This window comes from Enterobacter sp. Res13-Sevr-PEC09-46 (genome assembly GCF_015672585.1).
Classification (GTDB): domain Bacteria; phylum Pseudomonadota; class Gammaproteobacteria; order Enterobacterales; family Enterobacteriaceae; genus Enterobacter; species Enterobacter hormaechei_C.
Genome location: NZ_JADABR010000017.1, coordinates 347845 through 371395, shown reverse-complemented (window position 1 = coordinate 371395; position 23551 = coordinate 347845). Strand labels below are relative to the sequence as shown.

Below are 23551 nucleotides of genomic sequence, written 5' to 3'. Positions count from 1 at the left end.
TTTCTTTGAAACGTGCCAAAAAAGCGATAAATCGTGTCCGCCATCACACCTTTTGCCGGAGATAACCTGTCTTTCGTATAATTTGTACAAAAAAGAATCAAATCTTCCTGGTTCCGCAAAGTGGGTCTACAGTTAAGCTGGGGACGCGCAAGCCTGGGGGCTAAAATGGCGCTTTACACAATAGGTGAAGTGGCACTCCTGTGTGATATCAATCCCGTTACGCTACGGGCGTGGCAGCGACGGTATGGATTGCTTAAGCCGCAAAGAACGGACGGCGGGCACCGCCTGTTTAACGATGCGGATATTGACCGGATCCGCGAGATCAAAAGCTGGATCGACAATGGCGTACAGGTCGGCAAGGTAAAATCGCTTCTGAGCCAGGACGATCCAGATACGCAACTTCTCTGGCGCGAGCAGCAGGAAACGCTGCTGAGGCTGTTGCAGAGTGGCAATTTGCAGCGTTTGCGCGGCTGGATCAAAGAACAGGGTCGAGACTACCCGGCGCAAACCTTGATCACCCATCTTTTTATTCCCCTACGGCGTCGGCTTCAGTGTCAGCAAACCACCTTACAGGCACTGCTCAGCATGCTTGATGGCGTGCTGATTAACTATATTTCCGTCTGTCTTGCCTCAGCGCGGAATAAAAACAGCAAAGATGCGCTGGTGATCGGCTGGAACGTACACGATACCACCCGGCTGTGGCTCGAAGCCTGGATTGCCACCCAGCAGGGCTGGCGCGTTGACGTGCTTGCCCACTCCCTGGCCCAGCTCAGGCCGGAACTGTTTGAGGGACAGACGCTGCTGGTCTGGTGCGGCGAAGTCCCCTCCGCTTCCCAGCAGCAGCTCCTGACGGAATGGCGCGAACATGGTTATCCCGTTTACTCGCTGGGGCCAAATGCGTCGTAACGGCATTTAATGGTTCATTTACAGCTGCGCTTCACCGTATAATTGTTCCGTTAACAACAGGAGCACATGATGAAGGCAACGAAACTGGCCGTAATTACCCTCTTTGCACTGATGGCCATCAGCGGTATCGGTGGCGTTATGCTTGCAGGTTATTCATTTATTGTTCGCGGCGGTGTTGGCTGAGGTATCCGGCCAGGCGTTCAAACAGGCGATCCACCACAATCGCCGCCAGCGCAACCAGAACCGCCCCCTGAATAATGTAAGCCGTATTAAACCCGCTTAACCCGATAATGATCGGCGTTCCCAGCGTATTGGCTCCGACCGTCGAGGCGATGGTTGCCGTACCAATGTTGATAATCACGGACGTTCGCACGCCGGCGATAATCACCGGTGCGGCCAGCGGCAGTTCGACCTTCACCAGCCGCTGCCAGGCGCTCATCCCCATCCCTTCCGCTACGCTCAGCACCGATGCAGGCACCGCCGCAATCCCCGCCAGAGTCCCTTGCAGAATGGGCAACACGCCGTACAAAATCAGCGCAATGATGGCAGGCTCCTGCCCAAAACCGATCGCCGGCACGGCAATCGCCAGCACGGCCACCGGCGGGAAGGTCTGCCCCGTTGCGGCGATGGTCTCCACCAGCGGACGAAACTCCCTGCCCGCGGGTCTCGTCACCGCAATCCCGGCGCCTGTGCCCAGCACGATGGCAATCACGCTTGACACCGCCACCAGCCAGAAGTGCGCCAGGGTGAGATTAACAAAGCTCTCCTGCTGGTACACCGGGCGCGGCAGCCCGGGAATAAGCGCATTAAACAGCGCCGCGCTGTGCGGCATCAGGTAGAGTAAGGCGATAAACAGCCCTGTCAGCCAGAGTAACGGATCACGGACCCACTTCACGCGTCACCTCCCCCGCCAGCAGATCGCGAAAATGGATCGTCCCGCATGGCGTCCCCTGCCCGTCCGCAACGGGTAACACCTCGCACTGCCGGGCGACAAACGCCGACAGGGCATCGCGCAGGCTCATCCCATCGTGCAGCGGTTCACCACCGATTTGCGCATCCTGCGGACGCAGATAGTCCCTGACGGTGCGCAGCGAGAGCAGCCTGACGCCCAGCTCGCTGCGGCCAAAAAATTCACGCACAAAATCATTCGCCGGCGAGGTTAACAGCTCAAGCGGCGTACCCTGCTGGACGACTTCGCCGTGATCCATCAGTATCAGACGATCGGCCAGCCGCAGCGCTTCGTCGATATCATGCGTCACCAGCACGATGGTGCGCCCTAGAATACGGTGGATGCGACTCATCTCCGCCTGAAGTGCGCCGCGGGTGACCGGATCCAGCGCGCCGAAGGGCTCATCCATCAGCAGCACCTGCGGGTTAGCGGCCAGCGCGCGCGCCACCCCGACCCGCTGCTGCTGTCCGCCGGAAAGCTGGTGCGGATAGCGGTCGCGAAGCGACGCGTCCAGGCCCAGCAGCGCCATCAGCTCGTCGACACGCTCATTGATCTTCCCCCGGGACCATTTTTCCAGCTGTAGCACGGTGGCAATGTTCTGGGCCACCGTCCAGTGGGGAAACAGGCCGATGGACTGAATGGCGTAGCCCATACGCCGCCGCAGTTCCAGCACCGGCAGGCTGCGGATCTCCTCTCCGGCAAAGCGAATCGTCCCGCTGTCATGTTCCACCAGCCGGTTGATCATCTTCAGCGTCGTCGATTTTCCCGACCCCGACGTCCCGATCAATACCGAGAACGCCCCCTCGGCAAAATGCAGATTGAGGTGGCTTGCCGCCGGACGGCCCGCAAAGGTTTTACTCACATCATGAAATTCAATCATTGGCTCTTCTCCTGAGCAGCGCGAGCCACAGGGCAAACAATGCATCCAGTACGACCGCCAGCGCAATCGTGGGCACAACGCCCAGCAGCACCAGATCCAGCGCGCTGCTCAGCAGCCCCTGGAACACCAGTGCCCCAAAGCCGCCCGCCCCGATCAGCGCGGCAATCACCGCCATCCCCACGGTTTGCACCGTCACCACCCGCAGGCTGCGAACCAGCAGCGGAAGCGCAAGCGGCAGCTGTATTTTCCAGAAACACTGGCGCGCACTCATCCCCATCGCATGGGCGCTTTCCAGCACGTCAGGCGGAACCTGGCTTAACCCCGCCACCACGCCGCGCACCAGCGGCAGCAGCGCATACAGCACAAGGGCGATAAGGGCAGGCGTCAGCCCGGTTCCGGCAATGCCTGCCGCGGCCAACGCAGGGAAGGATTTCACCAGACCGGCCAGGGGGGCAATCAGCAGGCCAAACAGCGCAACGGAGGGGATGGTCTGAATAACGTTGAGCACGGTAAAGACGGCACCCTGGCGGCTGGGATGCCGGTAGCACCCGATGCCCAGCGGCACGCCCAGCAGCAGCGCCGGGATCAGCGTCCCGAACAGGATCGTCAGATGTTGCGCCAGCGCGTTGTCAAACACCTCCTGGCGGTTGGCGTACTCTTTTAACAGCGAGAGTTGATTCAGATCGCCGCTGAAGAGGATCAGCAGAGGGATAACCCAGAATTGCGCGTTCAGCAGCCAGCGCCAGACGGGTAGCGGCGTGAGACGGCGAATGGCATCGCTACAGACCAGCAGACAAAGTGCCAGCCACAGCCACAGCCCGCTGCCAATCGACGTGCGCGCCAGCGGGCTTTCAACCGAGGCCATCTGCGTTGCCGCCTGTCCCGCGCTCCAGAACAGCACGATAAACAGTGCTTCGCTGAGCAGAAGCGTCAGCCAAAGGGCGGCTCGCCCTGGCCAGAAGGCTAAGGCTACAGTACTCGCCAGCGCCGCGCCCAGCAGTAGCGGCGTAAATGACCAGATCTGCCAGAGCGCGCGCGGTTCGCCCGACACCAGACGGTTTGGCGCGACATTTACAAAGGGTAACGCGACCGCCGCAATGGCCACACAGGCCAACAGCAGCAGGACGCGGTTATGACATTTTATTGGCACAGCCTTGTCCCGTTACTTCACAAGCCCTTGTTGTTTCAGGAAGTCGGCAGCCACCTTTTTGGCATCCAGCCCCTCAACGGCAATGCTGGCATTCAGCTGTTGCAGCGTTTTCGCATCCAGTTTTTCAAACACCGGTTTGAGCCATTCCGCAATATCCGGATAGGCTTTCAGCACCGCCTCGCGCACGACCGGGGTTGGGGCGTAAATTGGCTGAACGCCTTTCGGGTCGGTCAGGGTTTGCAGACCAAGCGCCGCGACCGGGCCGTCGGTGCCGTAGGCCATCGCCGCGTTGACGCCGGAGGTTTGCTGCGCCGCCGCCTTAATGGTCACCGCCGTGTCGCCGCCCGCCAGCGAGAGCAGCTGAGACTGATCGAGCTTGAAATCATAGGCTTTTTCAAACGCTGGCAGGGCATCAGCGCGCTCGATAAACTCTGCCGAGGCCGCGAGCTTAAACTCGCCCTTCTCTTTCAGGTAGCGGCTGAGATCGTCAAGCGAGGTGAGCTTGCCTTTCTCGGCAATATCTTTACGCACCGCGATGGTCCAGGTGTTGTTGGCCGGTGCCGGCGTAAGCCAGACCAGCTTATTTTTTTCCGCGTCCAGCTTTTTGACTTTTTCGTACCCGGCTTTGGCATTTTTCCAGGCCGGATCGTTTTCATCCTTGAAGAAGAATGCCCCGTTGCCGGTGTATTCCGGGTAGATATCCAGCTCGCCGGACGTGATGGCACCGCGCACGACAGGCGTGGTGCCAAGCTGTACTTTATTGACCGTTTTCACGCCGTGGCTTTCGAGTACCTGCAAAATGATATTGCCGAGCAACGCGCCCTCGGTATCAATTTTGGAACCCACCTTAACCGGCTCTGCGGCCTGTAGCGGCAGGCTTAGCGCCGCCAGAAGCACCGCCGATCCTGTTATCCCCTTAATAATCGTCATTCTGCTTTCCTCATTATTTTGTGGCCTTTTTCATAGGCTTGAGACAAAAGCGTAGCTTAAAACAGCGAATTTAACCGTTTTTCGTACAAGATGAGAGGCATCCCCCGCCAGGCGGGGGATGGGGAGGAAGGTAAGATTATTGCAGCTCGAATTCGGCTTTGTTCACGCGGGCGGAATCCACGCCAATGAAGACGTTGAATTTGCCAGGCTCGGCATCGTATTTCATCTGCTGGTTCCAGAACTTCAGCGCATTCACGTCAATCGGGAAGCTGACCGTTCTGGTTTCGCCCGGTTTCAGGTTGACCTTCTCGAAGCCGCGCAGCTGTTTCACCGGACGGCTCATGGAGGCCGTGACATCCTGAATGTACATCTGGATCACCGTCGCGCCTTCGCGTTTGCCGCTGTTGGTCACCTCCACGCTGGCGGTCACTTTGCCGTCATGCTTCAGGGTCGGCGCCGACATTTTCACGTCAGACACCTTGAAGGTGGTGTAGCTCAGGCCATAGCCAAACGGATACAGCGGGCCGTTCGCCTCATCGAAATAACGAGACGTGTACTTGTTCGGCTTGTCGGCGTTATACGGACGACCGGTGTTCAGGTGGCTGTAGTAAACCGGGATCTGCCCGACGGAGCGCGGGAAGGACATCGGCAGCTTGCCGGACGGGTTGTAATCGCCAAACAGCACGTCGGCAATGGCATTACCGCCTTCGGTACCGGCGAACCAGGTTTCCAGAATGGCGTCAGCCTGCTTATCTTCTTTCACCAGCGCCAGCGGACGCCCGTTCATCAGCACCAGCACCAGCGGCTTGCCGGTGGCTTTCAGGGCCGCGATCAGATCACGCTGGCTTTGCGGGATAGTGATGTCGGTACGACTGGAGGCTTCGTGCGCCATCCCCTGCGCTTCACCCACCACCGCGACCACCACGTCGGACTGCTTCGCGGCGTTCACCGCTTCGTCGATCATCTCTTTCGGCGTGCGCGGATCCACCTTCACCGCTTCCTCGTACTGGTTGAGGAAGGTCACGATGTCTTTATCGTTGGTGACGTTCGCGCCTTTGGCGTAAACCACTTTTGCATTATCACCCACGGCGCTCTTAATGCCGGTCAGCACGGTAACGGACTGATCCGCCACGCCTGCGGCGGACCAGCTGCCCATGACGTCACGCTTGCTGTCGGCCAGCGGACCGACCACGGCAATGGTGCCGGATTTTTTCAGCGGCAGCGTGTCGAGACGGTTTTTCAGCAGCACCAGGCTTTCGCGCGCTACTTCCCGGGCTTCTTTACGGTGCAGACGGCTTTCGGCGTTGGTGTCCGCCGGGTCTGAATCCTTCGGCCCCAGATGGCTGTAAGGATCGTTAAACAGCCCCATGTCATATTTCACGTTCAGCACGTGGCGAGCGGCGTCGTCCAGCTCTGCCATCGTCACTTTGCCGCTCTTCACCAACCCCGGCAGGTATTTGCTGTAATACTCGTCGCTCATGCTCATGTTGATGCCGGACTTGAGCGCCACGCGTACCGCGTCTTCCGGATCGGACGCCGTGCCGTGTTTAATCAGCTCTTTAATCGCGCCGTGGTCAGAGACGGTAATGCCCTTAAAGCCCCACTGGTCGCGCAACACGTCTTTCAGCAGCCACGAATCGGAGGTGGCAGGCGTGCCGTTGAGAGAGTTCAGCGCTACCATCACCGCCCCGCTGCCCGCGTCCAGCCCTGCCTTGTATGGCGGCATGTAGTCGTTAAACAGGCGCTGTGGGCTCATGTCGACGGTGTTGTACTCTTTACCGCCCTCCACCGCGCCATAGGCGGCGAAGTGCTTGACGCTGGTCATGACCGAGTAACGATCTGCCGGACTTTTGCCCTGCATCGCTTCCACCATGGTTTTGCCCATCGTGGCGGTTAAATACGTGTCTTCACCGAAGCCCTCCGAAGCGCGGCCCCAGCGCGGATCGCGGGAGACGTCAACCATCGGTGCCCAGGTCATATTCAGGCCGTCGTCTGCGGCTTCATATGCCGAAACGCGCCCGACGGTTTTCACCGCATCAAGATTAAAAGAGGAGGCTAAGCCGAGACTAATCGGGAAGACGGTACGCTGGCCGTGCACCACGTCATAAGCGAAGAACAGTGGAATTTTCAGGCGGCTCAGCTCCATCACCTGATCCTGCATCTTGCGGATATCCTGGCGGGTAACGGTGTTAAAAATGGCCCCTACCTGCCCGTCTTTGATCATCTCGCGAATGGCTTCCTTCGGGTTATCCGGACCGACGCTGATCAGGCGCAGCTGGCCGATTTTCTCATCGACCGTCATCTTTTTGAGTAAATCCGTGACAAAGGCGTCGCGGGCTTCGGGCGTGAGCGGGTGATTACCAAACAAATCCTCTGCCAGCGCAGGTTGCAGCGCCAGGCTGACGGCAACACCTACAGAACATAGCCATTTCATGTTGTTATTCTCTCTCATCAATAACCGCGGGAAGCACCCGGCCAGACCGTGCGAAAAGCGCAGTGTGCCATAAAGCCTGAAAACCTTGCAGGGTTATTCTCTGATTTTTCTCATGAATACCCGACCGCTCAACGGCTAATCGCGCTATGCTTTACAGCGAGAAATTTGCCCCACCACAAGGAGTGGAAGATGTCTTCTGTTCGAACTGACGATAACACTACATTTATTAACGAACTGTCTCGCCTGGTTGGTCACTCTCACCTGCTTACCGACCCGGCCAAAACCGCCCGCTATCGTAAGGGCTTTCGCTCCGGCCAGGGCGACGCGCTGGCGGTAGTTTTCCCCGGTACGTTGCTCGAACTGTGGCGCGTGCTCAGCGCCTGCGTTGCGGCAGACAAGATTATTTTAATGCAGGCTGCGAATACCGGCCTGACCGAAGGCTCCACGCCGAACGGCAACGATTACGATCGTGACATCGTGATTATCAGCACCCTGCGCCTCGACAAACTGCACCTGCTGGACAAGGGCGAACAGGTGCTCGCCTTCCCCGGCACCACGCTTTACTCGCTGGAAAAAGCGCTTAAGCCGCTGGGACGCGAACCGCACTCGGTGATCGGCTCATCGTGCATTGGCGCCTCGGTGATCGGCGGGATCTGCAATAACTCCGGCGGCTCGCTGGTGCAGCGCGGCCCGGCTTACACGGAAATGTCGCTGTTCGCCCGTATCGATGAAAACGGCAAGCTGACGCTGGTTAACCATCTGGGGATCGATCTGGGCGTAACGCCAGAGCAGATCCTCAGCAAACTCGACGATGACCGCGTAAAGGACGAAGACGTTCAGCACGATGGCCGTCACGCGCATGACCACGATTACATCACCCGCGTGCGCGATATCAATGCCGATACGCCGGCGCGCTATAATGCCGATCCGGATCGCCTGTTTGAATCCTCCGGCTGCGCGGGCAAGCTGGCCGTTTTTGCGGTGCGCCTCGATACCTTCCCGGCAGAGAAAAAGCAGCAGGTGTTTTACATCGGCACCAATCAGCCGGAGGTGCTGACGGAGATCCGTCGTCATATTCTGGCCGAGTTCACTCACCTGCCGGTGGCGGGCGAGTATATGCACCGGGACATTTACGACATCGCCGAGCGCTACGGCAAAGATACCTTCCTGATGATCGACAAGCTCGGCACCGACAAAATGCCGTTCTTCTTCACTATGAAGGGCCGCACCGACGCGATGCTGGAGAAAGTATCGTTGTTCAAACCGCACTTCACCGACCGCTTTATGCAGAAGCTGGGTAACGTCTTCCCGGCGCATTTACCGGAGCGGATGAAGACCTGGCGCGACAAGTATGAGCACCATCTGCTGCTGAAAATGGCCGGGGACGGAATTGCCGAAGCGCAGAGCTGGCTCACCGAATTCTTCAAAACCGCCGACGGGGATTTCTTTGCCTGTACGCCGGAAGAAGGCAGCAAAGCCTTCCTGCACCGCTTCGCCGCGGCGGGTGCTGCCATCCGTTATCAGGCGGTGCATTCCGAAGAGGTGGAGGATATTCTGGCGCTGGATATCGCCCTGCGTCGCAACGATACCGAGTGGTTTGAACATCTGCCGCCGGAGATCGACAGCAAGCTGGTGCATAAGCTCTATTACGGCCACTTTATGTGCTATGTCTTCCATCAGGATTACATCGTCAAAAAAGGGGTTGATGCACACGCGCTGAAAGAACAGATGCTGGCGCTGCTGCACGAGCGTGGCGCGCAATATCCTGCCGAGCACAACGTAGGACACCTGTACAAAGCGCCGGAGACGCTTAAACAGTTTTATCGCAAAAATGACCCTACAAACAGTATGAACCCGGGCATTGGTAAGACAACGCGGAAGAAATACTGGAAAGAGAGTGCCGAAACAGAGGAACACAATACGCAAGCCTCTGATGAACTCTTATAGCCAAATTTAAGAGATTGTTAAGCCCTCCTCAAACGTACTAGAGTATCTGCCTGTTGCCAGAGAAACGTTTCTCTGGCTTTCCAAACAAGGAGCGGGCAGAACATGTCGGCTGTAGAAATTTTCCCCGAAACTGAAATCGAGGTGCGCGACGCCCTTCCTGACGATGCGCATGCCATCTCGGCGATATACGCCTGGCATGTGCTTCATGGCCGTGCGTCCTTCGAGGAAGTTCCTCCCACCGTCGATGAGATGCTTCAGCGGATGAAGAGCGTGACCGACAGCGGTTTACCGTGGCTGGTTGCGCTGTATCGCGGCATTGTTGTCGGCTACTGCTACGCCACGTTTTATCGTCCACGCCAGGCCTACCGGTACACCCTTGAGGAATCCATCTATGTGGATGCCAGCACTACCGGGCGCGGGTTTGGCTCGGCCTTACTCCAGGCACTGATCGCCCGTTGTGAACAAGGACCCTGGCGGCAGATGATTGCCGTGGTTGGTGACGGAAACAATAATGCGGGATCGTTACGGCTGCATAAAAAACATGGCTTCGAGGTTGTCGGTCAACTGCGCAGCGTGGGGTATAAGAAGGGCGACTGGCGGGATACGTTGATCATGCAGCGTCCACTCAACGATGGTGACTGGACGCTGCCGGAGTAGGCGCTTTCGCCCGGTGGCGCTTCGCTTGGCCTACGTATCGGGGCCGCTTTTGGGCCGTAGGCCGGGTAAGGCGAAGCCGCCACCCGGCACAGACAGGCGGCTCAGTCGTTCTGCGCCGTCGCCATCTGTTCCGCTTTCTGCTTTTTATACGCCAGCGCTGAAGCCGGCACCGGCTGCACTTTCCCGGTTTCAATCCAGGTGCGCAGGCGGCTGGCGTCCGCAAAGTGGGTATATTTGCCGAAGGCATCCATCACTACCAGCGCCACTGGCTTACCGTTAAACACGGTGCGCATCACCAGGCAGTGCCCTGCCGCATTAGTGAATCCGGTCTTGGTTAACTGAATATTCCAGTTATCGCGATACACCAGATGGTTAGTGTTGCGGAACGGCAGCGTATACGCCGGGTTCGAGAATGTCGCCATCTCCTCACGCGTGGTACTGAGCTGACCGATCAGCGGGTATTGCTTACTGGCGATCAGCAGCTTGGTTAAATCACGCGCCGTCGAGACGTTATGAATCGACAGACCGGTTGGCTCTACGAAATGGGTATTTTTCATCCCCAGCGCTTTGGCTTTGGCGTTCATCGCGCGGATAAACGCGTCGTAACCACCAGGATAATGGTGGGCAAGGCTTGCCGCCGCGCGGTTCTCAGAGGACATCAGCGCCAGCAGCAGCATATTTTTACGGCTGATTTCACTGTTCAGACGCACGCGAGAGTAGATCCCTTTCATCTCTGGCGTGTGGCTGATATCCACCTTCAGCTTTTCGTCCAGCGGCAGTCGTGCATCAAGCACCACCATCGCGGTCATGACTTTGGTTATGGAAGCGATCGGGCGCACCAGATCCGGATGACTGGCGTAGATCACCTTGTTGGTATTCAGGTCAACGATCATCGCGCTGCCGGACGCAATCTGGGGTTGCGCAGCAGCGGTGGCGACTGCGGTCGTTTTGGCGATGGCTGGCGCGGTAGCGGAGACGCCCAGCAGCAGCGCAAGACTAAGGAGTGACACTCGAAATTTCAGCATGATGAGACTTCTGATAATGATTCACGCACGTTATGACGTACACCGCCTGTGTCAACGGATAAACACAGGCTGGCTTCGGCATCATAGCGATCACCGTGCGTTGTCGCCAGCGGAGAATCATAACCAGATGCTGCATTGCTGGCATTTACGCCAGCAATGCAGGGAACTTAAAAGAGACGGTATCCATAACCCCAAAGAATAACTGTCAGGGCCAGTAGCGCCTCAAGGACCAGTACGCCGATGGCAAGCGTAGAGCTGGAGAAGCTCAGGCCCTCTTCTTTATTGATATTGAGGAAGGTTGGCACCCCTACATACAGCAGATAACCGGTGTAAAAGAGGGCAACCGTACCGATCAGCGCGCACAGCCAGACCAGTGGATAGAGCGCGACAATACCGCTTAAAAACAGCGGGGTCGCGACGTATCCGGCGAAGACCATACAGTGTGCCAGCGACGGGCGCTGCGGATAGTTGCGCGCCATCCAGTGGATGACCCGCCCCATCACCGCCACCCCGGCCAGCATCAGGCCATAAAACAGAATGGCCAGGTACAGTCCGGTAAACCAGGAAAGCTGAACCACGGTGCCGTCACCAAAGTTCCAGCCTATCTGCGTAGTACCAATAAACGCGCAGACCACCGGCACCGCTGCCATCAGCAGGACATGGTGGGTATAGTGATGCGCGACCGTTTCGTTCTCGTTACGGATCACCTGCATTTCACGATCGGGATGGGAGAAAAGTCCCCAGACATGGTTCATAACGCCCCCTTGTTGTCGGCCCGTCAGCGATAGCTTAAGTATAATGCAGGCTTTAGATTATTTTATGTACAGTGGGAAATTTCCGTTGATTGCCGCGCGGTTGATGGATGGGGTATATGATTAACGCAGGCACAGTAAGGGAGATGACGTTTACGTAATGGATATCAACGGTCTTATTGAACAATATGGATACGCCGCGCTGGTGATCGGCAGCGTCGCGGAAGGCGAAACCATCACGCTGCTGGGCGGGGTGGCCGCACATCAGGGATTGCTGAAATTCTCGCTGGTGGTCGCCGCCGTCGCGTTGGGCGGTATGATTGGCGATCAGCTGCTCTACTTTCTGGGGCTGCGCTTTGGCCCGACGCTTTTGCAACGTTTTGCTAAGCATCAAAAGAAAATTCGCCGTGCTCAGCGGCTTATCCAGCGACGTCCCTGGCTGTTTGTGATTGGTACCCGCTTTATGTACGGCTTTCGCATCATCGGGCCAATACTGATTGGCGCGAGCCGCTTACCGCCGAAAATCTTCCTGCCGCTGAACATTCTCGGGGCGATTGCCTGGGCGCTGATTTTCACCACGCTTGGCTACGTGGGTGGCGAAGTAATAGGTCCGTGGCTGCATAATCTCGATCAGCATCTTAAACACTGGGCCTGGTTGATCCTGGTTGTTGCGGTGGTGATTGTGGTACGGCTGTGGCTCAAGCATCGCGAAAAGCGGCGGGATGAAGAGTGAGTTCGGCCTGCTGCCCCTCACCCTACCCCTCTCCCCAAACGCTATACACCCTCTCCCCTTGGGGGTGAGGGGAATGCTTATTCCGCAGGCTTAAACTGCGGATTCGCCAGCATAAAACCGCCGTCGACGATAAACGACTGCCCGGTGGTGTAGCTGGCGTCGCTGTCACACAGCCACGCCACCAGGCTGGCAATTTCTTTGGTATGCCCTGGCCGTGCCAGCGGGATTTCCGGCATTGCGCCTTCTTTCACTTCGCTGTCGTCCATATCATTCATCGGCGTGGCGATCGCTCCGGGCGCAACGGCGTTCACCAGAATCTTATGTTTAACCAGCTCCAGCGCCATCGACTTTGTTAACCCGCCCAGCGCATGTTTGGCCGCCGTATAGGCGCTGGCGTCCGGCAATGGCGTATGTTCATGCACCGAGGTGATATTCACGATCCGCCCCCCTTCCCCCTGCTTCACCATCTGACGCGCCGCGATTTGCGAGCAGAGAAATGCGCCGTCCACGTCAACGGTGAATATGTGCCGCCAGTCGTCAAACGACAGGTCTAGAAATGGCGCTTTATTCATCGCCCCGGCATTGTTAACCAGCACATCCAGCCGCCCGAAACGCGTAATCAGGGTTTCAATGGCCTTTGCGCCTTCCGGCAAATTGCTTAAGTCGAGATGAATGGCCTCGGCACGCTGCCCGCGCGCTTCAATTTCACGGCAGGTTGCCAGCGCCCCTTTCTCATCTGAATGCCAGGTTACTCCGACATCAAACCCGCGTTCGGCCAGCATCAGGGCCGTCGTTTTGCCAATTCCTGAATCCGATGCGGTAACAATTGCGACTCGCGTCATACTCACCTCCTGATAATCTGCAAAGAGGTAAGTATAGATAATGCGCAATGTTAGCCGTGATGATATCCGCCACCCAGCGCGGAGGTGAGCTGGAGCGTGGCATCCACGTACTGACCTTTCAGCATCAACCCGGTAATACGCTCTTTGAGCGCCGGAATTTTTGCTTCACTCACCCGGGAGCCGGCAATGATCCCGGCGCTGAAACGCGCCTGTGCCAGCGCAACGACGCGCGCCGCATCTTTTTCGATCTGCTGCTGGTGCTGATTTTTGGCGGTCAGCGTTTCCACTTCGCTGGCCGTCCGGGCAACCTGGTTTACGGCATCTACCACGGCCTTGTTGTAGTTCGCCACGGAGAGGTTGTTTTGCGCCTGGGCGATATCCAGGTTCGCATTCAACCGACCGCTGTCAAAAATTGGCAGCGTCAGCCCGGCGGTTACGCCCATTTGCTGCGCAGATGAGCGGAACAGGTCACTCAGGTGCAATGCATCCTGCTGCAAGAATGCCATCAAATTGATGTCAGGGTAGAACGCGGCTCTGGCGGCATCCACTTCGCTCATGGATGCTTCGATATACCAGTGCGCCTCCTGCAAATCCGGGCGCCGAGCCAGCAGTTCATAACCGAGCGTTGATGGCAACGACGCCTCTGCGTCAGGTAAGGCATGCCGGGCGAGCGTGACTGAAGGGGTATGGGTCAACGCATTCAGACGCGCCTCAATGACCTTCATTTTGCCGTGCACGTCAGCGAGCTGTTCATCGGTTTTGCTGGCATTGATATCCGTTTCAACGCCTTCCACCGAGGAGGTAATGCCGTGCTGATAAAGCTCACGATCGGCACCGATGATATTTTCCTGCTCCCGTTTGATTTGCGCGAGTACGTCACCCACCGCGGCCTCGGTCTGCCAGTCCCAGTACAGCCGCGCGACGCTGCTGGCGAGCAGCTGGCGGGTCTGCTCCAGCTCCGCTTTTTGCGCATTCACCTGACCGATGCGGGCCTCAATTTGGGCGCGGTTTTTACCCCATAAATCCAAATCCCAACCCGCCGTCAGACCAAAGGTGCCGTTGGTGTACCAGGGGCCGGTTGTCCCCGCCGCCGGATCGGTCAGCGCAAATGGACCCATCAGCCCCTCTGCCGACATTTTTTGCCGTTCAACATCTGCGGAAAAATCCAGCTGTGGACCCTCAGCAGCGACAGCGGCTTTCGCCTGTGCTTCCGCCAGGGTGATACGCTGACGGGCAATTTGCATATCCGGCGCATCCGCCAGCGCTTTGTCGATCAGCGCGTTGAGCTGGGGGTCGTTAAAGTCTTTCCACCATTCGCTTTTTGGCCAGTCGGCATGACGCAGTTGGGTATTTACAGCTGCGGCGGCGGCTTGCGTTTTTACTGGAGACACCGTGGCATGTTCCGGCGCGCAGGCGGCCAGCATAAAAACAAGAGGAGCACTCAGATATAAAGTAAGAGAACGTTTCATTACGCCATGAACTCAAAAAAATAAAGGCGCAACTTACGCTTACTGACGTTCCGTTTTTTAGTAACGCGTGGCAATCTGCATATTGTTATACATTTTCATATCCGGAAATTTATTCTCCAAGACAATGATTTAATTTCATGTATTCATGCTAATTATGAATTGGCTGCTACACTTACTTCGACAGACATACGCAGGAGAGGCGAATGAAAATATTATTGTGGGTTATTTTGATTATATTTCTGATAGGGCTGCTGGTGGTAACCGGCGTATTCAAGATGATTTTCTGATTCTGTTGCCCGGCTCCGCGCCGGGCAAACACTTCACACTTCGCTCAGGATTTTGACTGGATCACCCGGGCAATATCCGCAGACGTCTGTAGGGTACGGATCTCCTGAAATAATCCCAGCGCGTCGTCGTACTCTTTACGCAAATAACTCAGCCACTGCTTAATGCGCGCGACGTGATACAAGCCGGTATCGCCCTGCTTTTCCAGCCGCGTGTATTTTTGCAGTAGTTTCACCACATCCGCCCACGGCATCCGCGGCTCATTATATTTCACCACCCGGCTGAGGTTCGGCACGTTCAGCGCACCGCGGCCAATCATCACGGCATTACAGCCGGTCTCTTTGAGGCAGGCCTGCGCGCTCTCGTAATCCCAGATTTCGCCGTTGGCAATCACCGGGATCGTAAGCCGTTTGCGGATCTCGCCAATCGCCTGCCAGTTAATGCGCTCGGCTTTATAACCATCCTCTTTGGTTCGCCCGTGCACCACCAGCTCGGTGGCGCCCGCCTGCTGCACCGCGTCAGCAATTTCAAACTGCTTGTCGTCGCTGTCCCATCCCAGACGCACTTTGACCGTCACCGGCAGATGCGATGGCACCGCCTCACGCATGGCCTTTGCGCCGCGATAAATCAGCTCCGGATCTTTAAGTAGCGTCGCCCCCCCGCCGCTGCCGTTGACCAGCTTTGACGGACAGCCGCAGTTAAGATCGACGCCGTACGAACCAAGCGCTACCGCGCGGGCGGCGTTTTCAGCCAGCCACTCAGGATACTGGCCGAGCAGCTGGACGCGCACCAGCGTACCGGACGGAGTGCGGCTCTGACGATGCAGTTCCGGGCAGAGACGATAAAATGATTTTTCTGGCAGCAACATATCGACCACGCGCAGAAACTCCGTCACGCAGAGATCGTAATCGTTCACCTCGGTAAGCAGCTCGCGCACGAGAGAGTCGAGCACACCTTCCATCGGGGCCAGTAAAACACGCATTCTGAGTACCTGTGAAAAAAGACGCGCTATAGTAGCTGCTCTCTATGTATGTTGAAAGCCCGGCGTTCCATTGCGGAATGTCTGGTATGCCCAAAATTCATGATGTGATCCGTGGCACATTTTCAGGTTTAATTGTATGATGAATACGTCTCAGCAAGGACTTTCACCATGAGCAAATCACTGAATACTATCTGGCAATACCTTCGCGCCTTCGTCCTCATTTATGCCTGCCTGTACGCCGGCATTTTTATCGCTTCGCTGCTGCCGATTACGATACCCGGCAGCATTATCGGCATGCTGATCCTGTTTGTGCTACTGGCATTACAGGTGCTGCCCGCGAAATGGGTTAATCCGGGGTGCTTCGTTCTCATTCGCTATATGGCCCTGCTTTTTGTGCCTATCGGCGTTGGGGTGATGCAGTATTACGATGTGCTTAAAGCGCAGTTCGGCCCGATTGTGGTCTCCTGCGCCATCAGTACGCTGGTGGTATTCCTGGTCGTCAGCTGGAGTTCACACATTGTGCATGGCGAACGCAAGGTCGTCGGGGAGAGAACAAAAAAATGATGGCGAATATCTGGTGGTCCCTGCCGTTAACCCTGGTGGTGTTCTTTGCTGCGCGTAAGCTTGCGGTGCGTTTCAAAATGCCGTTGCTCAACCCGCTGCTGGTCGCCATGGTGGTGATTATTCCTTTTCTGCTGCTCACCGGCATTCCTTATGAGCGTTACTTCGCCGGGAGCAAGATCCTCAACGATTTGTTGCAGCCTGCCGTGGTGGCGCTGGCGTTTCCTTTATATGAGCAACTGCATCAGATCCGCGCGCGCTGGAAATCCATCATTACCATCTGCTTTGTGGGTAGCCTTGTTGCGATGATCACCGGCACCTCGGTGGCCTTATTGATGGGCGCGTCGCCGCAGATCGCCGCCTCTATCCTGCCTAAATCCGTCACCACGCCGATTGCCATGGCCGTGGGCGGCAGCATCGGGGGCATTCCGGCCATCAGCGCCGTGTGCGTGATTTTTGTCGGTATCCTGGGCGCGGTGTTTGGTCATACGCTGCTGAATATCATGAAAATTCGGACCAAAGCGGCACGCGGTCTGGCGATGGGTACCGCCTCGCACGCGCTGGGCACCGCACGCTGCGCGGAACTGGATTATCAGGAAGGGGCATTCAGCTCGCTGGCGCTGGTGATCTGCGGGATTATCACTTCCCTGGTCGCGCCGTTTATCTTCCCGATTATTCTGGCAGTCATGGGCTAAAATTTGCGATGCGTCGCGCAAATTTCATTTTCATTTCATAAGTTGCACACATAATGAGATTTGGATCACATATAAAGGCCGTACGGCTCCGTACACTACCGATCCATTAACCTTGATGAGGCAACGTCATGCATCCACGTTTTCAAGCTGCTTTCTCTCAGCTTGCAGAGAATTTGCAATCAGCCCTGGCTCCGGTTCTGGCGGATGCGCATTTCCCCGCCCTGCTGACGGCAGATCAGGTCACGGCCCTTAAACAGGCAACGGGGCTGGACGAAGACGCGCTGGCTTTCGCCCTGCTGCCCCTTGCGGCTGCCTGCGCCCGCGCTGACCTTTCCCATTTTAACGTAGGCGCAATTGCGCGCGGCGTGAGCGGAACCTGGTACTTCGGCGGAAACATGGAGTTTCTTGGTGCGACCATGCAGCAAACCGTCCACGCGGAGCAGAGCGCCATCAGTCACGCCTGGCTGCGCGGCGAAAAAGCCCTGCGCGCCATCACCGTCAACTATACCCCTTGCGGCCACTGCCGCCAGTTTATGAATGAGCTGAACAGCGGTCTTGAACTGCGTATCAACCTGCCGGGACGCGCACCGCATACGCTGGGTGATTACCTGCCGGATGCTTTCGGCCCGAAAGATCTTGAGATCAAAACCCTGCTGATGGACGAGCAGGACCACGATTATGCGCTCTCGGGAGATGAGCTGAGCGAAGCGGCCATTGCCGCCGCCAATAAAAGCCACACGCCCTACAGCAAATCTCCAAGCGGCGTCGCCCTTCAGTGCCGCGACGGCCGCATCTTCACCGGCAGCTATGCAGAGAACGCCGCATTTAACCCGACGCTGCCTCCGCTCCAGGGTGCCCTGAACCTGCTTAGCCTGAACGGGTATGACTACCCGGATATTCAGCGCGCAATCCTGGCTGAAAAGGCCGATGCGCCGCTGATCCAGTGGGACGCGACCGCAGCCACGCTGAAAGCGCTGGGCTGTTCAACCATCGACCGCGTGCTGCTGGCATAATCTGTTCGGCGGGCAGAGTTGCCCGCCAGTCTGACGAAAAACCCCTCAGTTGAATCGCTGTTTCTTGCGCTAACCAGGCTGGTACAGTAGCCTGAGGGAAATTTCATCATCGGTACGAGCCATCTGCATGTTAAAGCGCGTGTTTTACAGCCTGTCTGTCCTGGTCGGCATACTGCTGTTGATCGTGCTGGGCCTCGACCGCTGGATGAGCTGGAAAACAGCCCCCTACATTTTTGATGACCTACAGGATCTCCCCTACCGTCAGGTTGGTGTGGTGCTTGGCACCGCCAAGTATTACCGCACTGGCGTCATAAATCAGTATTACCGGTATCGTATTCAGGGCGCGCTGAACGCCTATAACAGCGGCAAGGTGAACTATCTGCTGCTGAGCGGCGATAACGCGCTGCAAAGCTATAACGAGCCGGTGACGATGCGCAAAGATCTGATTGCCGCAGGCGTCGACCCGGCCGATATCGTGCTCGACTACGCCGGATTCCGCACGCTTGATTCCATCGTGCGTACCCGCAAGGTGTTCGACACCAATGATTTCATCATCATTACCCAGCGTTTCCACTGCGAGCGGGCGCTGTTTATCGCCCTGCATATGGGCATTCAGGCGCAGTGTTATGCGGTGCCATCGCCAAAGGATATGCTGAGCGTGCGCGTACGTGAGTTTGGCGCTCGTTTTGGCGCGCTGGCTGACCTGTACTTATTCAAACGTGAACCGCGCTTTTTAGGCCCGCTGGTGCCGATCCCAACGATGCACGAAGTGCCGGAGAATGCACAGGGTTACCCGGCGGTAACGCCAGAGCAGTTGCTGGAAATTCAGAAGAAGTAATTCAGATCTACAATGCGTGATATAAAACGCATTACTCTCTTTTTAGACACCTAATGAGTGATATAAGTAGCAATACTTGTTTTTATCACTGACTATGAGTAATATTTTACACATTGTCGCGTTATGGAGGTGAGATGGAGACGTTAACCGTACAGGCATATCTGAACGAAACATGGACGGATATCGCTCTCATCAAATATCCAGGAAGTGAAAAAAATGACTGGAATACCACGCAGTTAGACTATCTCACTGAGTATGCGATTAATTTTCTCGACTATGATGATTTTCACGCAGTCTCAGTCAATCACCCTGTATCACTCTTTTTTGATGACCATGGCCAACCGGGCTGGCTGCGATTTATCGACGATATTATTCCCGCCGGAGCAAGCCGCCGTTACTGGATTAATGCGCTCGACATCAGTGAATTACCCGTTGGCCAGCAAAATTTCTTATTGCTGAAATTTGGCACAATGTCCCCTGTGGGGAATTTGCGCATAAAAGAATCCGTCCCAGAATGGAATAAATTCGCCAGCACTAAAACGTTTACGGTTGCGGACGTAATCGATCGTGCGGCCGATTTTCTGGATTATGCCCAGGAAAGAGGCGCGGCGGCGGGTGGTGCAACCGGTGCTGGCGGTGAAGCGCCTAAACTTTTGCTGCGCTGTAGTGAAACTGATGCCATCTGGATCGATACCTGGCAAAACGAGCCGGATAACCGGGACCGCTATTATTTGGTTAAATATCCACGCGGTAACAGGACAGAAGTTGATTGTAATATTCTGCGAGCTGAATTCCATTATTATCATGAGCTTAACGCGATGGGTTTTTCCACGATCCCAGTGGAAACAATGCGCCTTGAAGAAGGTAGCCATTACCCGTCTCTGTGGTTACCGCGTTTCGACATAGTGAGAAATGAGCAGGACCAACTGGTCAGGCTGGGTATGGAATCGGTGTATTCGCTATTACAAAAGGCACCCGGCACCCTCCTTGATCATGAGACAACGTTGCGCACGTTAATTAATAAAATCACCTCCAGCCATATGGTCCAGCAGCAGGGCTATCATTTTGATATTCCGGGATTTGTAACAGAATGGGTGCGTCGCGATCTGCTAAATATTATTTTTGGAAATAGTGACAACCATGGGCGAAATACCGCCTTTGTGAAGGCTGAAAATCAAATTATGCTCTCCCCTGTATATGACTTTGCGCCGATGAAAGCCGATCCTGAAGGGATACCAAGAACCCTGAAGTGGTCATTATCTTGCGAATCAGGAGGGGATTATAATTTCAACACTATCGCACAAACGCTGGCGGAGTGGATCCCTCCCACAACATTACTTGATGCTCTGCATGAAACAGCCGTTCAGCTTATTGATCTCCCGGAAAGGCTGGCGGCGCGAGGCGTTCCGGAACAGATAATGGAAATGCCCGCGATGGGTTTTCGCTACATCCCGGATAAACTTTCCCGTTGGGGTTTATTATGAAAACACCTAATGAAGCTGAATCAGAGCTTTTACAGACATTAGCTCAAGTACGCAGCGTAAATAAAAAGCGACATCATGACGAGGCGGAAGATCCGGACAAGCCATCGGTAGTGAAGAGGCAACGCGTTACACAAGGCTTAACGCGGATTAGTACTCTTGATCGCCAGGCTGTACTGCATGCAGCCATACGGGACATTTTGCTGGGGAAAATTACACAGGGAGAGGCGCTGAAAAGGCTCAGGGTCGAGGTGTTAGGGCTGAAGCAGGATGAATATGCAAAGCTGGTCAGCGTATCCCGGAAAACATTGTCGGATGTAGAAAATAACAGAGGCAATTATTCCGCTGACGTCATAAATAAAATCTTTAAACCCTTTGGGCTTCAAACCGGACTAGTGCCCGTTTCAAAATCGCTTATCGCTTCACTTTTCTCATAAAAAAACCCGCATCGCTGCGGGTTCTTTCATTCCAGCGCTTATTTCTTACGCGCGTACTTCAGTGAATCCAGCGCAACCGCGAAGATGATGATGGCACCCTTGATGATGTACTGCCAGTAGGGGTTCACGCCGATGTAGGTCAGGCCGTAGTTGATAACGGTGAAGATGATCACACCGGTCACCACGCCCAGCACGGTCCCCACGCCGCCGCTGAAGGAGACGCCGCCAACCACGCAGGCTGCAATCGCATCCAGTTCGTACATAAAGCCGAGGTTGTTGGTTGCAGAGCCGATACGGCCCGCTTCCAGCATCCCGCCGAAGGCGTAGAAGACCCCGGACAGGGCGTAAATCATCAGCAGGTTCAGAGCCACGTTGACCCCGGACACTTTAGCCGCTTCAGGGTTACCGCCGATAGCAAAGATGTTTTTACCGAAGCGGGTTTTGTTCCACAGGATCCAGACGAACGCCACCGCAATCAGCGCATAGAAGGTGATGTAGGAGAGACGGAAGCTGCCCAGCGCAACAAACCCCTGCGTGAAGGTCGAGAAGCCGCTGTCGAAGCCAGAGATTGGAGACGCGCCGACGAAATCGTAGTACAGGGAGTTGATACCATAAACGATGATCATCGTGCCAAGCGTGGTGATGAATGGCGTCACGTTCAGGTAAGCAATGATGATGCCGTTAATCAGGCCAATTACCGCGCCGATGGCGCACACGATCAGGATCACCACGAAAATCGGCATGGTCGCCATCTCCGGGAACACCTTGTTGGCGTTTTCCATCGACTGCAACAGGGTTGCCGCAATGACCGCCGCCAGACCCACCTGGCGCCCTGCCGAAAGGTCAGTCCCCTGGGTAACGATAAGTCCCGCCACGCCAAGCGCGATAATAATACGTACGGAAGACTGGGTCAGAATGTTACTCAAGTTCAGCAGACTTAAGAACGTAGGGTCCTGGAAAATAATAATCGCCAGCAAGACTAAAAGAACAACGTAAATACCGCCTTCTTTCAGATAAGTGAGAAAACTTTTTTTATTTAACGCACTCATGAGGAGCCCCTGATCTTAAAGGTGCAAAGACGCAAGACGCAAAATTTCGTTTTGCGTTGTCGTTTTGGTTTCAACAATACCGGCAACGAGACCATTGCTCATAACCAGAATACGGTCTGTGATCCCTAACAATTCCGGCATTTCGGAAGAAATAATAATGATCCCTTTATCTTTTTTCGCCAGCTCGGCGATCAGCTGGTATATCTCAAATTTTGCACCCACGTCGATACCGCGCGTAGGTTCATCCAGCATCAGAATTTCAGGCTGGGTTAATAGCCAGCGACCAATAATGACTTTCTGCTGGTTCCCTCCCGAGAGTGAGCCAATTTGCGTGCGGTGGCCCGGCGTTTTCACGCGCATGGAGTCAATCACCCACTGGGTATCGCTCTTCATGCGGGAATTATCCAGCAGCCCGACTTTATTTTTGTAATTGCGAATATTAGAAATTAACGAGTTAAAGTTAATATCCAGATAAGCGTAAATACCGGTGGAACGACGCTCTTCCGTCACCAGCGCAAAGCCATTATTAATGGCTTCGTTGGCGTTGTGGTTGTTGATCTTCTTACCGTGCAGCGTAATGGTGCCTTCGGCTTTCTCACGGATACCAAACAGGGTTTCCACGATATCGGTGCGCTTGGCGCCCACCAGCCCTGCGATGCCAAGGATCTCCCCCTTGTGCAGATCGAAAGAGACATCGCGGATAGACGGCTGACGCAGCGAGGTCAGGTTACGCACCTCCAGAATCACTTCGCCTGGCTTGTTTTCTTTATCCGGGAAACGCTGGTTCAGAGAACGGCCAACCATCATGGCGATGATCTTGTCCATATCCAGCCCTTCCAGCGGCTGGGTGGCGATCCACTGGCCGTCGCGCAGGATGGTGATTTCATCGCACAGCTGGAAGATCTCTTCCATTTTATGTGAGATATAGACAATGCCGCAGCCGCGATCTTTCAGCTTACGAATAATGGTAAAAAGGTGGTTAACCTCTTTTTCCGTTAATGACGATGTCGGTTCATCCATGATCACGATTTTCGCATCATAGGAGAACGCTTTGGCAATTTCGATCATCTGCATCTGGGAAACGGATAATGTCCCGACGCGTGCGCGCGGGTCGATATCAATATCCAGCTCATCAAAAATGGCTTTGGTGTCGCGATACATTTTATCCTGATCGACAAAGACACCTTTGGTTGGATAACGACCCAACCACATATTATCCATAACTGAACGTTGCAGAACCAGGTTTAATTCCTGGTGTACCATCGAGATACCGTTCTCCAGCGCTTCTTTCGCTGAATGGAAGTCGATCTCTTTTCCCTGAAAAAGAATGCTGCCAGAATCTTTTTGATAGATCCCAAAGAGGCATTTTAATAATGTTGATTTACCCGCACCGTTTTCACCCATTAACGCATGAATAGAGTGTGGACGAACTTTTAAATTAACATTATCGAGCGCCTTAACACCGGGGAATGACTTGTTGACACCGGTCATTTCCAACAAGTATTCACCGGACGACTGAGTAGTTGTGCTGACCAT

23 protein-coding genes are annotated in these 23551 nt (G+C 55.4%); 11 read left to right on the top strand and 12 right to left on the bottom strand.

Annotation, left to right across the window (positions count from 1 at the left end):
• The first annotated feature begins 165 nt into the window (after positions 1-165).
• Together mlrA and IMQ56_RS11060 are read left to right on the top strand one after the other, a co-directional pair.
• Positions 166-906: an HTH-type transcriptional regulator MlrA gene (gene mlrA, locus IMQ56_RS11065; protein WP_017693055.1), complete on the top strand. Its 741-nt coding sequence runs from the start codon at positions 166-168 to the stop codon at positions 904-906.
• Positions 907-975: 69 nt separating this feature from the next.
• Entirely contained in the window at positions 976-1089 is a 114-nt protein-coding gene (locus tag IMQ56_RS11060) for a protein YohO (RefSeq protein WP_017383372.1), read from the top strand.
• On the opposite strand, the gene IMQ56_RS11055 is transcribed toward IMQ56_RS11060, so the two are convergent.
• The 5 genes from IMQ56_RS11055 to bglX all read right to left on the bottom strand — a co-directional run bounded on the left by IMQ56_RS11055 (position 1064) and on the right by bglX (position 7249).
• The gene (locus IMQ56_RS11055; protein ID WP_017383373.1) at positions 1064-1801 is read right to left on the bottom strand and encodes an ABC transporter permease; all 738 of its coding nucleotides are present in this window, start codon (positions 1799-1801) and stop codon (positions 1064-1066) included. The genes IMQ56_RS11060 and IMQ56_RS11055 overlap by 26 nt on opposite strands.
• A complete protein-coding gene (locus IMQ56_RS11050; protein ID WP_015572334.1) occupies positions 1785-2735 on the bottom strand; it encodes an ABC transporter ATP-binding protein in 951 nt (316 codons plus the stop codon). Before IMQ56_RS11050 ends, IMQ56_RS11055 begins: the two co-directional genes overlap by 17 nt.
• Positions 2728-3885 carry an ABC transporter permease gene (locus IMQ56_RS11045; RefSeq protein ID WP_017383374.1) on the bottom strand — a complete coding sequence of 386 codons (1158 nt, stop codon included), beginning with the start codon at positions 3883-3885 and terminating at the stop codon, positions 2728-2730. The genes IMQ56_RS11050 and IMQ56_RS11045 overlap by 8 nt, the downstream gene beginning before the upstream one ends.
• A gap of 12 nt (positions 3886-3897) precedes the next feature.
• Positions 3898-4815: an ABC transporter substrate-binding protein gene (locus IMQ56_RS11040; RefSeq protein WP_015572333.1), complete on the bottom strand. Its 918-nt coding sequence runs from the start codon at positions 4813-4815 to the stop codon at positions 3898-3900.
• A gap of 136 nt (positions 4816-4951) precedes the next feature.
• Complete coding sequence (gene bglX, locus IMQ56_RS11035) at positions 4952-7249, bottom strand: beta-glucosidase BglX (protein WP_108394049.1); 2298 nt, start codon at positions 7247-7249, stop codon at positions 4952-4954.
• 189 nt (positions 7250-7438) lie between these two features.
• On the opposite strand from bglX, the gene dld reads away from it, so the two are divergent.
• Complete coding sequence (dld, locus tag IMQ56_RS11030; RefSeq protein ID WP_015572331.1) at positions 7439-9196, top strand: D-lactate dehydrogenase; 1758 nt, start codon at positions 7439-7441, stop codon at positions 9194-9196.
• A gap of 102 nt (positions 9197-9298) precedes the next feature.
• A complete protein-coding gene (locus IMQ56_RS11025; RefSeq protein ID WP_017693051.1) occupies positions 9299-9853 on the top strand; it encodes a GNAT family N-acetyltransferase in 555 nt (184 codons plus the stop codon).
• Positions 9854-9954: 101 nt separating this feature from the next.
• Here the strand turns inward: IMQ56_RS11025 and pbpG are convergent, their stop codons facing one another.
• Both pbpG and IMQ56_RS11015 read right to left on the bottom strand, forming a co-directional pair.
• Entirely contained in the window at positions 9955-10878 is a 924-nt protein-coding gene (gene pbpG, locus IMQ56_RS11020; protein WP_015572329.1) for a D-alanyl-D-alanine endopeptidase, read from the bottom strand.
• 167 nt (positions 10879-11045) lie between these two features.
• Positions 11046-11633 carry a Yip1 family protein gene (locus tag IMQ56_RS11015; protein ID WP_003859296.1) on the bottom strand — a complete coding sequence of 196 codons (588 nt, stop codon included), beginning with the start codon at positions 11631-11633 and terminating at the stop codon, positions 11046-11048.
• A 157-nt stretch (positions 11634-11790) separates the two neighbouring features.
• Here IMQ56_RS11015 and IMQ56_RS11010 point away from each other — a divergent pair, with 157 nt between their 5' ends.
• A complete protein-coding gene (locus IMQ56_RS11010; RefSeq protein WP_015572327.1) occupies positions 11791-12363 on the top strand; it encodes a DedA family protein in 573 nt (190 codons plus the stop codon).
• A gap of 77 nt (positions 12364-12440) precedes the next feature.
• Here the strand turns inward: IMQ56_RS11010 and IMQ56_RS11005 are convergent, their stop codons facing one another.
• From IMQ56_RS11005 to dusC, 3 genes are all read right to left on the bottom strand, one after another.
• Complete coding sequence (locus tag IMQ56_RS11005) at positions 12441-13205, bottom strand: SDR family oxidoreductase (RefSeq protein ID WP_023295053.1); 765 nt, start codon at positions 13203-13205, stop codon at positions 12441-12443.
• Positions 13206-13255: 50 nt separating this feature from the next.
• On the bottom strand, positions 13256-14674 hold the full coding sequence (mdtQ, locus tag IMQ56_RS11000) for a multidrug resistance outer membrane protein MdtQ (protein ID WP_063136629.1): 1419 nt from the start codon (positions 14672-14674) through the stop codon (positions 13256-13258).
• Positions 14675-15005: 331 nt separating this feature from the next.
• Positions 15006-15941, bottom strand: a complete 936-nt coding sequence (gene dusC, locus IMQ56_RS10995) for a tRNA dihydrouridine(16) synthase DusC (protein WP_015572323.1) — start codon at positions 15939-15941, stop codon at positions 15006-15008.
• Between the two features lie 168 nt (positions 15942-16109).
• Between dusC and IMQ56_RS10990 the strand changes: the two genes are divergently transcribed.
• The 6 genes from IMQ56_RS10990 to IMQ56_RS10965 all read left to right on the top strand — a co-directional run bounded on the left by IMQ56_RS10990 (position 16110) and on the right by IMQ56_RS10965 (position 20966).
• Positions 16110-16505, top strand: a complete 396-nt coding sequence (locus IMQ56_RS10990; RefSeq protein ID WP_032671768.1) for a CidA/LrgA family protein — start codon at positions 16110-16112, stop codon at positions 16503-16505.
• Positions 16502-17197 (top strand): CidB/LrgB family autolysis modulator, encoded by a 696-nt coding sequence (locus IMQ56_RS10985; protein WP_015572322.1) that lies wholly within the window; start codon positions 16502-16504, stop codon positions 17195-17197. Before IMQ56_RS10990 ends, IMQ56_RS10985 begins: the two co-directional genes overlap by 4 nt.
• 128 nt (positions 17198-17325) lie before the next feature.
• Positions 17326-18210, top strand: coding sequence for a cytidine deaminase (cdd, locus tag IMQ56_RS10980; RefSeq protein WP_032671769.1), 885 nt, complete (start codon positions 17326-17328; stop codon positions 18208-18210).
• 127 nt (positions 18211-18337) lie between these two features.
• Complete coding sequence (gene sanA / locus IMQ56_RS10975) at positions 18338-19048, top strand: outer membrane permeability protein SanA (RefSeq protein WP_017383381.1); 711 nt, start codon at positions 18338-18340, stop codon at positions 19046-19048.
• 134 nt (positions 19049-19182) lie between these two features.
• Positions 19183-20532 (top strand): HipA domain-containing protein, encoded by a 1350-nt coding sequence (locus IMQ56_RS10970; protein ID WP_045333653.1) that lies wholly within the window; start codon positions 19183-19185, stop codon positions 20530-20532.
• On the top strand, positions 20529-20966 hold the full coding sequence (locus IMQ56_RS10965; RefSeq protein ID WP_045333654.1) for a helix-turn-helix transcriptional regulator: 438 nt from the start codon (positions 20529-20531) through the stop codon (positions 20964-20966). The genes IMQ56_RS10970 and IMQ56_RS10965 overlap by 4 nt, the downstream gene beginning before the upstream one ends.
• A gap of 38 nt (positions 20967-21004) precedes the next feature.
• Here the strand turns inward: IMQ56_RS10965 and mglC are convergent, their stop codons facing one another.
• Together mglC and mglA are read right to left on the bottom strand one after the other, a co-directional pair.
• Positions 21005-22015, bottom strand: coding sequence for a galactose/methyl galactoside ABC transporter permease MglC (mglC, locus tag IMQ56_RS10960; protein WP_003859318.1), 1011 nt, complete (start codon positions 22013-22015; stop codon positions 21005-21007).
• Positions 22016-22030: 15 nt separating this feature from the next.
• The gene (mglA, locus tag IMQ56_RS10955) at positions 22031-23551 is read right to left on the bottom strand and encodes a galactose/methyl galactoside ABC transporter ATP-binding protein MglA (protein ID WP_003859320.1); all 1521 of its coding nucleotides are present in this window, start codon (positions 23549-23551) and stop codon (positions 22031-22033) included.

Bases quoted from the DNA above. Each gene is read 5' to 3' on its own strand.
- mlrA (WP_017693055.1), top strand. From the start codon at position 166: ATGGCGCTTTACACAATAGGTGAAGTGGCACTCCTGTGTGATATCAAT.
- IMQ56_RS11060 (WP_017383372.1), top strand. From the start codon at position 976: ATGAAGGCAACGAAACTGGCCGTAATTACCCTCTTTGCACTGATGGCC.
- IMQ56_RS11050 (WP_015572334.1), bottom strand. From the start codon at position 2,735: ATGATTGAATTTCATGATGTGAGTAAAACCTTTGCGGGCCGTCCGGCG.
- IMQ56_RS11040 (WP_015572333.1), bottom strand. From the start codon at position 4,815: ATGACGATTATTAAGGGGATAACAGGATCGGCGGTGCTTCTGGCGGCG.
- bglX (WP_108394049.1), bottom strand. From the start codon at position 7,249: ATGAAATGGCTATGTTCTGTAGGTGTTGCCGTCAGCCTGGCGCTGCAA.
- dld (WP_015572331.1), top strand. From the start codon at position 7,439: ATGTCTTCTGTTCGAACTGACGATAACACTACATTTATTAACGAACTG.
- IMQ56_RS11025 (WP_017693051.1), top strand. From the start codon at position 9,299: ATGTCGGCTGTAGAAATTTTCCCCGAAACTGAAATCGAGGTGCGCGAC.
- pbpG (WP_015572329.1), bottom strand. From the start codon at position 10,878: ATGCTGAAATTTCGAGTGTCACTCCTTAGTCTTGCGCTGCTGCTGGGC.
- IMQ56_RS11015 (WP_003859296.1), bottom strand. From the start codon at position 11,633: ATGAACCATGTCTGGGGACTTTTCTCCCATCCCGATCGTGAAATGCAG.
- IMQ56_RS11010 (WP_015572327.1), top strand. From the start codon at position 11,791: ATGGATATCAACGGTCTTATTGAACAATATGGATACGCCGCGCTGGTG.
- IMQ56_RS11005 (WP_023295053.1), bottom strand. From the start codon at position 13,205: ATGACGCGAGTCGCAATTGTTACCGCATCGGATTCAGGAATTGGCAAA.
- mdtQ (WP_063136629.1), bottom strand. From the start codon at position 14,674: ATGAAACGTTCTCTTACTTTATATCTGAGTGCTCCTCTTGTTTTTATG.
- dusC (WP_015572323.1), bottom strand. From the start codon at position 15,941: ATGCGTGTTTTACTGGCCCCGATGGAAGGTGTGCTCGACTCTCTCGTG.
- IMQ56_RS10990 (WP_032671768.1), top strand. From the start codon at position 16,110: ATGAGCAAATCACTGAATACTATCTGGCAATACCTTCGCGCCTTCGTC.
- IMQ56_RS10985 (WP_015572322.1), top strand. From the start codon at position 16,502: ATGATGGCGAATATCTGGTGGTCCCTGCCGTTAACCCTGGTGGTGTTC.
- cdd (WP_032671769.1), top strand. From the start codon at position 17,326: ATGCATCCACGTTTTCAAGCTGCTTTCTCTCAGCTTGCAGAGAATTTG.
- sanA (WP_017383381.1), top strand. From the start codon at position 18,338: ATGTTAAAGCGCGTGTTTTACAGCCTGTCTGTCCTGGTCGGCATACTG.
- IMQ56_RS10970 (WP_045333653.1), top strand. From the start codon at position 19,183: ATGGAGACGTTAACCGTACAGGCATATCTGAACGAAACATGGACGGAT.
- IMQ56_RS10965 (WP_045333654.1), top strand. From the start codon at position 20,529: ATGAAAACACCTAATGAAGCTGAATCAGAGCTTTTACAGACATTAGCT.
- mglC (WP_003859318.1), bottom strand. From the start codon at position 22,015: ATGAGTGCGTTAAATAAAAAAAGTTTTCTCACTTATCTGAAAGAAGGC.
- mglA (WP_003859320.1), bottom strand. From the start codon at position 23,551: ATGGTCAGCACAACTACTCAGTCGTCCGGTGAATACTTGTTGGAAATG.